The 9,012-nt window shown below is 68.5% G+C and carries 9 protein-coding genes and 1 pseudogene; 2 read left to right on the plus strand and 8 right to left on the minus strand.

Going from position 1 to position 9,012, the window contains the following annotated elements:
* Positions 1-444 precede the first annotated feature (444 nt).
* Entirely contained in the window at positions 445-1,527 is a 1,083-nt protein-coding gene (locus DWQ67_RS13445; RefSeq protein WP_121486130.1) for an NAD(P)H-dependent flavin oxidoreductase, read from the plus strand.
* 43 nt (positions 1,528-1,570) lie between these two features.
* Here the strand turns inward: DWQ67_RS13445 and DWQ67_RS13450 are convergent, their stop codons facing one another.
* The 8 genes from DWQ67_RS13450 to folE form a co-directional block, all read right to left on the minus strand.
* Complete coding sequence (locus DWQ67_RS13450) at positions 1,571-2,461, minus strand: Rossmann-like and DUF2520 domain-containing protein (protein ID WP_121486131.1); 891 nt, start codon at positions 2,459-2,461, stop codon at positions 1,571-1,573.
* Positions 2,458-4,065: a PH domain-containing protein gene (locus DWQ67_RS13455; RefSeq protein WP_121486132.1), complete on the minus strand. Its 1,608-nt coding sequence runs from the start codon at positions 4,063-4,065 to the stop codon at positions 2,458-2,460. The genes DWQ67_RS13450 and DWQ67_RS13455 overlap by 4 nt, the downstream gene beginning before the upstream one ends.
* A complete protein-coding gene (locus tag DWQ67_RS13460) occupies positions 4,062-4,574 on the minus strand; it encodes a PH domain-containing protein (protein ID WP_233556107.1) in 513 nt (170 codons plus the stop codon). The genes DWQ67_RS13455 and DWQ67_RS13460 overlap by 4 nt, the downstream gene beginning before the upstream one ends.
* Positions 4,555-5,067, minus strand: coding sequence for a DUF3180 family protein (locus DWQ67_RS13465; RefSeq protein ID WP_121486134.1), 513 nt, complete (start codon positions 5,065-5,067; stop codon positions 4,555-4,557). The genes DWQ67_RS13460 and DWQ67_RS13465 overlap by 20 nt, the downstream gene beginning before the upstream one ends.
* Positions 5,064-5,690, minus strand: coding sequence for a 2-amino-4-hydroxy-6-hydroxymethyldihydropteridine diphosphokinase (gene folK / locus DWQ67_RS13470; protein WP_121486135.1), 627 nt, complete (start codon positions 5,688-5,690; stop codon positions 5,064-5,066). The genes DWQ67_RS13465 and folK overlap by 4 nt, the downstream gene beginning before the upstream one ends.
* Positions 5,687-6,073, minus strand: coding sequence for a dihydroneopterin aldolase (gene folB, locus DWQ67_RS13475; RefSeq protein WP_121486136.1), 387 nt, complete (start codon positions 6,071-6,073; stop codon positions 5,687-5,689). The genes folK and folB overlap by 4 nt, the downstream gene beginning before the upstream one ends.
* Positions 6,070-6,984 (minus strand): dihydropteroate synthase, encoded by a 915-nt coding sequence (gene folP / locus DWQ67_RS13480; protein WP_121486137.1) that lies wholly within the window; start codon positions 6,982-6,984, stop codon positions 6,070-6,072. Before folP ends, folB begins: the two co-directional genes overlap by 4 nt.
* Positions 6,985-7,088: 104 nt before the next feature.
* On the minus strand, positions 7,089-7,706 hold the full coding sequence (gene folE / locus DWQ67_RS13485) for a GTP cyclohydrolase I FolE (RefSeq protein ID WP_121486138.1): 618 nt from the start codon (positions 7,704-7,706) through the stop codon (positions 7,089-7,091).
* A gap of 362 nt (positions 7,707-8,068) precedes the next feature.
* Here folE and DWQ67_RS13490 point away from each other — a divergent pair.
* Positions 8,069-9,012: pseudogene (locus DWQ67_RS13490) on the plus strand (hypothetical protein); the annotation flags it as partial.

Raw genomic sequence — 9,012 nt, forward strand, 5'->3', positions numbered from 1 at the left:
CCAGGAAAACTACGCCCCCCAACACCCTCTGAAACAACCAGAACTCGTTGCGGCGACAAGAGAAAACAATACACCCCACACCACCCCACACCAAATCGGGCACACCCCCTCCCGCGGGCCCATCACCACCGCGCGCAAGAGGCCAACTTCCGCGCCATGACTGGGATCCACTGCCCTTCGCTACCGCCGCGGCGCTGCCTCTCAGGCGTCAGAACCCCAAAAATTTCCCTTCAAAGTGTTGGGCCTCACAGGGTTCTGGCCAACCCTGTTTGTGTGCCTGCGCAATGCACACACTTTTCGCAAATAATGCGCACAAGAATCGCTCCCCGGCTGCGCCTCCACCGCCCCCGTCGCCGCGCCCGTCGCCGCGCCCTCCCGTCACCACCTCCCGCTCTTCCTCCCTGCGCCCTCGACCCAGGCCCGCGTTGGACCCAAACTGGAGTCATGAGCCAGCAAGCACCCTTCCATCCCATCCACGACCTTGGCCTCACCGAGCCCATCATCAGCGCCCCCATGGCCGGCGTCTCCGGCGGCGCCCTGGCCTCTGCCGTGCGCGCGGCAGGCGGGCTGGGTCTTGTCGCTGTGGGCCACGGCGCCTCAGAAGAGCTGATCCGTCGCGAGATGTCCCTGGCCGCCGACGCGGCACGCCCGGCCCCTTCCCCGGCACAGTCAGCTGCCCCGGCAACACCGGCTGCCGCCGCCTTCCCCGGCTCCTGGGGCGTGGGCCTCATGGCCTGGTCCCTTGAACTGGATGCCTCCGCCTTAGACACGGTGCTGGAATACTCCCCACCCGTCGTTGCGCTGGCCGCCGGTGACCCCACCGCCGCGGCCAAGCGCGCCCACCAGGCCGGGGCAAGAGTCGCGGTGCAGGTGGGCAATGCCGCGGAACTCGCGGCGGCAGAGTCGGATCCGTACATTGACCTCATCGTGGTGCGCGGGGCCGAGGGCGGGGGCCACGGGCTCAATGACATCTCCACCCTGCCCCTGCTCCAGCTCGCGCTCTCCACCTGCCACAAACCAGTGGGGGCGGCCGGCGGCATCGCCACCGCGGCGGGGGTGGCGGCCGTGCTGGGTAGCGGCGCGGTCGCGGCGTGGGTAGGCACCCGATTCATCCCGTGCTCGGAGTCCCTCTCTCCCGCAGCCCAACAGGCGGCCGTCAGCGCCGCGTCGGTCTCCGACACCGTCTACACCAGCGTCTTTGACCTTTCCCTCGGCATCCCCTGGCCGCGCGAATACGGCGGACGCGCGCTGGCCAATCAGGTCACCGACACCTGGGCCGGCTCCCGTGAGGACGCGCTGCGCGCCGGACTGGCCGCCGGTGACGCGCCCGCGATGGACACGGCACAGCGCGTGAGGGCCGCCCGAGCCGCGGGGGATCCCACAGCTGCGCCGGTGTATGCGGGCCAGTCAGCCGGCCTGGTCCCGAGCACGGCGACCGGCGCTAGCGCGGCCTCCGTGGTCCAGGAGTTGGCCGGTTTCCGCGAGATTTTGCGACGCGCGGCGGGCGCTTGGGGCACCGCGGGTTAAGCGCTGCGGGCTCACTTCTCCTGCCGGACCCCGCCTGATCACCTCACGCAGAGCCAGGGCCTCCCAGCGCGTCCAGCACGGCGGCGGCTCGCTCGGCGTCGATCTCGCCGCGGGCCACTGCCCTGGCGGTGGCTGCCCTCACCACCGCGTCATATACCGGGGCGGCCAGCTCTGGTGCCTCCGGCGAGGCCAGGGCACGCGCGGCAGAGGCCACGCCGCCTGGTTCTCGCAGACGGGCGGCGCGCAGCCCTGCACCGGGACCTGCCATCAGGGCGTTCTCCACCCCGGCTCGCAGCAGGGCTCCCAGCAGGCGCGAGGGATCCTCCACGCCCACAGCCGCCAGTCCCTCCCAGGCGGTGGCCGCGGCGGAGCCCAGTGGGTCCGCGGCCAGGGCGAGCGAGGCAGCGTAGAGCGCGCGGTCCTCCTCTGCAATCACAAAGGGCTCGCCGCCCATCTCCACGACCAGGGCCTGCGCCACAGGGAGCATCATGGCGTCCGCTGTGACGCCAAAGGCCACGTCGTTGAGCCGGGCCAGGTCAAGGCTGGTCCCGGTGAAATCCATGATGGGGTGAATCGCCAGCGGGATCACGCCGGCCTCCCGCGCGGGGGTCAGCACGTCCACGCCAAAGCGCGCGCTGCTATGCACCACCAACTGGCCCGCCCGCCATTGCCCCGCCTCGGCGAGGCCAGAGACCAAAGCCGGCAACGCGTCGTCGGGCACTGCGATGAGCACCGCCTCCGCCCGCCGCAGCAGCTCCGGGATGCTGAGCACCGGCACGCCCGGCAGCAGCAACTCGGCGCGCTCCAGCGAAGCGTCGGAGACGGCGTGCACGCCCACCACCGCGTGTCCGGCGCCGCGCAGGGCGGCACCCAGGACGGGCCCCACCCGGCCCGCGCCGATGATTCCCACGCCCAAGCGCCCTGGCTGCGTCATGACTGTTCCTCTTGCGGCCGTGCTACCTGCCCGCCGTCCTGGGCCAGCCAGTGATTGCGGTCCTCGCGGCGCGCGGATTCCGCGGTGCGGCGCACCTGTGAGGTCACCAACTCGCTGGCCACCGCAGCGTCCACGTGGGGAATGCTCGTGGGAACGGGCCCGGCGGTGGTCGCCAGCTCCACCGCCGCGACGCCTGCCAGGCGGGCCAGCCAACCCTGCGAGGCCAAGACGCCCTGGGTGCGCGCATGCGGCACCAAGGACAGGGTGCGCGAGAGCCGACCCGTGCGGATCAACAGCACGGTCCTGGTTGCCAAGAAGCCCTGGCGCCCTCCCGCCAACGGGGCCAGCCAACGGGCGCCACGCGGGGTGGTGACAAACTCGTCGCCGCCGCTGCCGTCCAGCCCTCTGGTCAACGTGCCCATCGCATCATCAACGCCTGGATCTGGCAGCAGCGTCGCCAGGATGGCGATGGCCTCCTGGAAAGTCCCCACCGGGAGCACCACCGAACGGGACTCATCCTTGCCCTCTTCGCTGTTCCCGTACCCGGCCACATTCGCCTCCACGCGCACCCAGCCAAAGAGCCGCCAGGTCAGCGGGCGCTGAATCATGATGGCCTGCACGCGCCCCGGCGGGACGGTGCGGTGCTGGGTGTCCGTCAGGCCGTGCTTGAGACGCAGGCCATCCGTGGACCAGGACGCTCGGAAGCCATAACCGGCGTTCAGCTCGCTCCAGAAGCCGCCCACCACCGCGATTCCGCCCGGGATGACGACTCCCAACACCACGCCAGACTCCGCCCAGATCGCCACCGCGATGACGGCCACGGCCATGAGAAATGCCCACGGCAGAATCCGCAGGGCGGTGGCTCCCAGGATGCGGCCGGGAGGGACGCGGACCAGTTCTCGCTCATCCGCCGTACCGCCCGGGAGCTTGCCGTACACGTCCTCCCCGGAAAGATCCGCGACCGCGCGTTGGGCCCACCCGCTGGCGCGTTCGGTCAGACGCTGATGCGCACCGGCTGTGCCAGTCCCGCCCGCAGCGCCGGCTTCCGTCGCCGCTTTGGCGCCGGCCGCCCTGCGCAGGATGTCGGCGCGGAGCACTTCGGCCTGCCCGGCGGCGAGGAACTGCAACCGGAAGGCGCTGCTGCCGCCGTCGGCCACCTCAAAGCGCAACTCTGACAGGCCAAACAACCGTGGCAAGAGCGGCCGCCCGATGTCCACGGCCTGGACCCGATCCAAGCGTGCGTCGCTCTCCTTGCGGGAGATCACACCCGTGCGCAATTGCACCTGCGTGTCAGTGATGCGGTACTTGGTGAAGCGCCAGGACACGTAAAACAGCGCCACGATGATGATCAGAGCCAGCACGGTGCCGCCCACGATCCAGGGCAGGGCCCCGCTGATGTCGCTGAGCCCATCGCCGGTAAACAGCCCGTCAAACCACTGGCGCCCGGACGCAAAGACGATGACAACAATCGCGAGCCAGCCGCGCAGATACGGGGTGGCCGGATGGACGCGCTGCCAGGGGAACCCGGCGTCGTCGACCACTGCCGGGTCCGAGGCCTGAGACTTGGCGGGATCCGGTCCCGAGGCCCCCGGGGTGGCGCTCACAGCCCCGCCAGCCTCTCCTCACCGCGCTGCGAGAGCTGATCCCGCAGGGCGGCTCCGTCAGCGGCCAGCAATCCGGTGATCTCTGGGTGAGCGTCCGGGGACGCCGTGTGGATTTGCAGCTTGCACAGTCCAAAGGCGCGCATGAGCGGCCCGGCCACCACGTCAACGTATTGGATGCGCCCGTACGGGATCACCTCCGTGCGGTGATAGATCACGCCCCGGGCCACGGCAACGTCATCCTGACGCAGCGCGTAGCGACGACTGCGCACCTGGAAGGGCGTGACGATCATGCCCACCACCACGCTGAGCAGGACCACGCCTGGCACCAGCCAGGCCAGCCACGCAGGGTAGCCGGACCACACGCCGGTGAGGTGGAGCACCAGCGGAACGGAAACCACCGCCAAAGCGATGAGCCCGCCGATCACGTTGGCGATCTGCTCCACCGCTGTGAGCTTGGGCGAAACCCGCGTCCACTGCTCGGAAGGTGGGTCAGCGAGCACCTTGGACACCGGGAGCGCCTCCTTGTTCGGGTCGTTTTTTGCCTGCCTGGCGGTCAGCACCGTCCCCATCCGTCGGCGGAATCTTGCACAGCGCCTGCACCACAAAGCCAACCACTACCAGCACCACGCCGCCACCGACCTGGAGCAGGCTGGTCCAGGAATTGGCGGAGCCAAAGCCGCCGCCGCTGACCAGCTGCAGCAGTACGCCCGCGTGCCAGCCAAGCCAGGTGGCGCCAACATAGGCCGCGGACTGCGCCAGGACCAGCACGCGCACCGCCGCGAGCGGCGAGATGGCACGGCGCGCCTTGCGGGTGCGAGTTCTGTAGACCCACAATCCGGCGCTCACCATGCCAACGGCCAGGACCATCAGCGTGAGCAACGAGACCCAGCTCATGATCGGAGTAGCCCACCCCTGGCGCTCCGCCAGCAGGCTCAGCACCCATCCCACCGCGACGGCCGCCGTCGCGAGCAGGGCCAGAGCGGCACCGCGCAGGGGGGTCATGACTGCGCCGCCTTCCCGGCTGCGCCGGCGTCGGTGATGCCCGACGGCGCTGGGTGGGCTTCCGGCACTGGGTGGGCTTCCGGCGCAGCCGGATCCGACGGCGCTGGTGCCCGGTAGGGGCGCACCCCGCCGCGATCCGCCGCGGCGTCGGCCAGTTCAAAAACGCTACGCCCGCCAATGAAGGCGCCCGGATCCATCCAGGACCACGGGGTCAGCACAAAGGCGCGCTCCGCGGCGCGCGGGTGAGGGAGCGTGAGCTCCTCGTCGTCGCTGCTGAGCGAGCCAAAGGTGATGATGTCGATGTCCAGCGTGCGCGGGCCCCACCGGACAATGCGCTCGCGGTGGTGGGCCTGCTCCACCTGGTGCGCCAGCCCCAAAAGCCCCAGCGGGGAGAGCGTGGTGCGCACCTCAATGACCTGATTCAGGTACTCCGGCTGATCCGGCGGGCCGCCCACGGGGGCGGTTACCACCAGCGGGGACTCGGCCGTGACCTGCACCAACTCGTGCGCGGCCAACTGGGCCACCGCGTCCGTCAAGATCTGCGGGCTGGAACCCAGGTTTGAGCCCAAGGCAAGCACGGCAGTGACGGGGCCGGCGGGCACGGCACTCAGGTCGGCGCTCATGCGCGCTCCCGGTAAATGGAGATGATGACGTCGTCAAAGGGCACGGGGATGGGCGCCTGCGGCTTGTGAACTGCCACGGCCACCGCGGCCGGGGAGAACTGGCTCAGGATGCGCTCGGCAATCACGCTGGCCAGCTTCTCAATGAGGTCATACGGGCCAGCTTCAATTTCTTGCACCACGGCCTGTGCCACGCCGCCGTAGTCAATCGTGTCCCGCAGGTCATCGCTGGCCGCGGCAAGCCTGGTGCTGGTGTGCAGCACCAGGTCCACCCGAAACTGCTGGCCGTCCCTCTTCTCGTAGTCAAAGACTCCGTGGAAGCCGGTGGCCTCGATACCCGTGATGGTGATGGTGTCCCACGCCCCGGCAGCTGCGGCGGCATTCACCGCGCTGCTCCGTGCGCCCACGCGGCGGCGACGCGGACAGCGTCCCTGGTCGCAGCGACGTCGTGCACTCTGACGCACCAGGCGCCCTGTGAGGCGGCCAACGCGCTGGTGGCCGCCGTGGCGGCGTCCCGATCCGTGGGCTCGTGTGGCAGCTGGTGCTCCTGAAGCAGCCGCCCCAGGAAGCGCTTGCGGGAGGTGCCGATCAACACGCGGTGACCCAGGCGGGTGAAGCGCTCCGTGGCGCGCAGCAATTCCCAATTGTGGGAGGCGTTTTTGGCAAAGCCCACGCCAGGATCAAGGATAATTTGCTCCGGCTTGACACCCTGCGCCACAAAGCGATCCCGCAGCTCCAACAGCTCCGCCTCAACCTCCGCGACGGTGTCCGTGTAGTGCGCCAGGGAAGCCATGCTCTGCTGATCGCCGCGGCGGTGCATCAGCACGTACGGCACGCCGCTCTTGGCGATCAACGCGGGCATCCCGGCCTCATGCGTGAGCCCGGAAACGTCGTTGATCAGGTGTGCGCCGGCCTTGAGGCAGGCCTCCGCAGTGGCCACGTGGGTGGTGTCCACGGAGACCACTGCGCCGGTGGCGACCAGGGCCGCGACCACGGGGACCACGCGCTTTGCCTCCACGTCAGCGGGCACAAAGTCGGCATCCGGGCGGGTGGATTCCCCGCCCACATCGATGATGTCCGCGCCGGCCTTGACCAGGGCATGACCGTGAGCAATCGCGTCGTCCACATCGAGGTAGCGGCCGCCGTCAGAGAAGGAGTCCTGGGTGACGTTCAGGACCCCCATGACCAAGGTGCGATCAGTAGGCAGGGCATCCCACGCGGCCTTGCGCGGCTTGGCGCGCAGGATCATCAGCGGGGAGGTGTTGGGGCCGGTACCGGGGGTGGCGGCGAGGCTCATAGGGTCCTTTCGGGGGTCTCGCGATGTGGTGCGGGGGTTCCTGCGCCGGCCCGCCGGGGGCCAGTCAGGGTGGACGGTGGGTGGCAGCCGTGCGACTGCCGCGCTTACCGACCGAGGATGAGGCTCATGGCCTCCGCGCGCGTGGCCGGCTCTCGCAGCTGCCCACGAACGGCCGAGGTGGTGGTGAGTGTGCCGGGCTTCTTGACCCCGCGCATGGACATGCACAGGTGCTCGCATTCCACCACAACAATGGCGCCGCGCGGTTCAAGGTGAGTCTCCAGCGCCTCCACAATCTGCGTGGTGAGGCGCTCTTGCACCTGCGGACGCTTGGCAAAAAGATCTACGAGCCGGGCCAGCTTGGACAGCCCGGTCACCTTGCCACCCTCGCCGGGGATGTACCCCACGTGGGCACGCCCATGGAAGGGAACCAGGTGATGCTCGCAGGTGGAGTAGAACGGAATGTCCTTGACCACCACCAGCTCCGAATGCCCAATATCGAAGGACTTGTCCAGGATCGCGGCCGGGTCCTGGTGCAGGCCGGAAAAGATCTCCGCATACGCCTTGGCCACGCGGGCCGGGGTGTCCTTCAAGCCGTCCCGCTCCGGATCCTCGCCGATGGCAAGCAGGATCTCGTGGACGGCCGCGGCAATGCGCGGCTGATCCACGTTGGGGTCTATTACTGTCTGCGGGTCAATGACCTCGAAGTCATGAGAGCTGCTCACCTCTCGATCCTACGGGGTGTGCCCGACGCCGACGGCTGGGTGAGCGCGCCGGCGCCGCTTGGGCGGGACACTGGGCCACGGCCGAGGGCTGGGTGCGATCAGGCCCTCTGCTGCGGCGCGGACCCGGTGCTGGCGTTTGCCCGGGAAAGGAGGCGGAAGGGAACGCGGCAATCTTTCGCCAGGAGTGTTTCCACCATAAAGTGGATCATCATGACGGCTGATCGTGCGTGGCATCGGATCTATGTCAAGATGTGAGAGAAGTTGGCTAGATGTCGTCGGAACCAGGTTGCGACGACGCCCCGTTGCAGACCCGCCGTGGCCCAAAGGCACGTTCGTTCTGATAGATCGGAGGGCTTGATCGCATGCCCATGAATCGTGCAGACCTGAAAATCTACAACACATTGATCGACGCCGCCCTGGCGGCTGTTCCCAGGGACACCGACCGGCGCGTGCGACAGTTCATGGGCAAAAAAGTGAAGAACACACTGGGCATCGACGAGGTCAACTCGACGCTTGAGATGGGCTACATGGCCAACCTTTGGGCGGCCCTGGGGTACCAGGACGCCATGCGTCACCTGTTCGAAGCCATGATGATTCGCCTGGCATCCCAGGAAGGAAGACGCACCCCCAACAGCTTGAGCACGTCTCTGCTCGGGTGGCCTGCCGAGTACGCGAACCTCACCGGCTACGCCCACCTCTTCAACCGCACCAACACCCCATACTTCCCCCTCAGCCGACAAATCGACGACCCCATCTTCACCAACCCCAGTGACTACCGGCAACGCACCATGGGAACACCCCAAGCCCCGGGATCGTCCTGGGGGTTCAAGGACGTCGTCGTTCCCATGCGGTTCATTCTTGACGACATGGAATACATGGGCCTCCACCGACTCGCGACCACCAACGACTGGGGCTGGAACCGCGAACGCTTCAACCAAGAACTAGAACTCCACGCCACCAACCTGCGCCAATTCCTGGGCTACCCAGCCACCAAACCCCACATGCCGGTGGACCCACACGTGTTCATCCCGGACGGCTTCACACACTTCCCTGTCCAACACGCGACAGATGCGGTCCCCAGCCCCGAGCCCTCCCGGCCCCTCTCCGGCCTGGAACATCTCCCCGCCCCCATCCCCACGAACAACCCACTCCCGCCCGGGATCCTCCTTAACCACCCCAACGGCATCCCCGTCGGAGGAACCACCACCACGCCCACACCCCAGCCACCGTCAACCCCCGCAACAGACCTACCCGCAGCGCAGATGCCTGGCCCCGACGCCGACCCCACACCACTCTGGGCCCACAT

Source organism: Galactobacter caseinivorans (assembly GCF_003640665.1).
Classification (GTDB): domain Bacteria; phylum Actinomycetota; class Actinomycetes; order Actinomycetales; family Micrococcaceae; genus Galactobacter; species Galactobacter caseinivorans.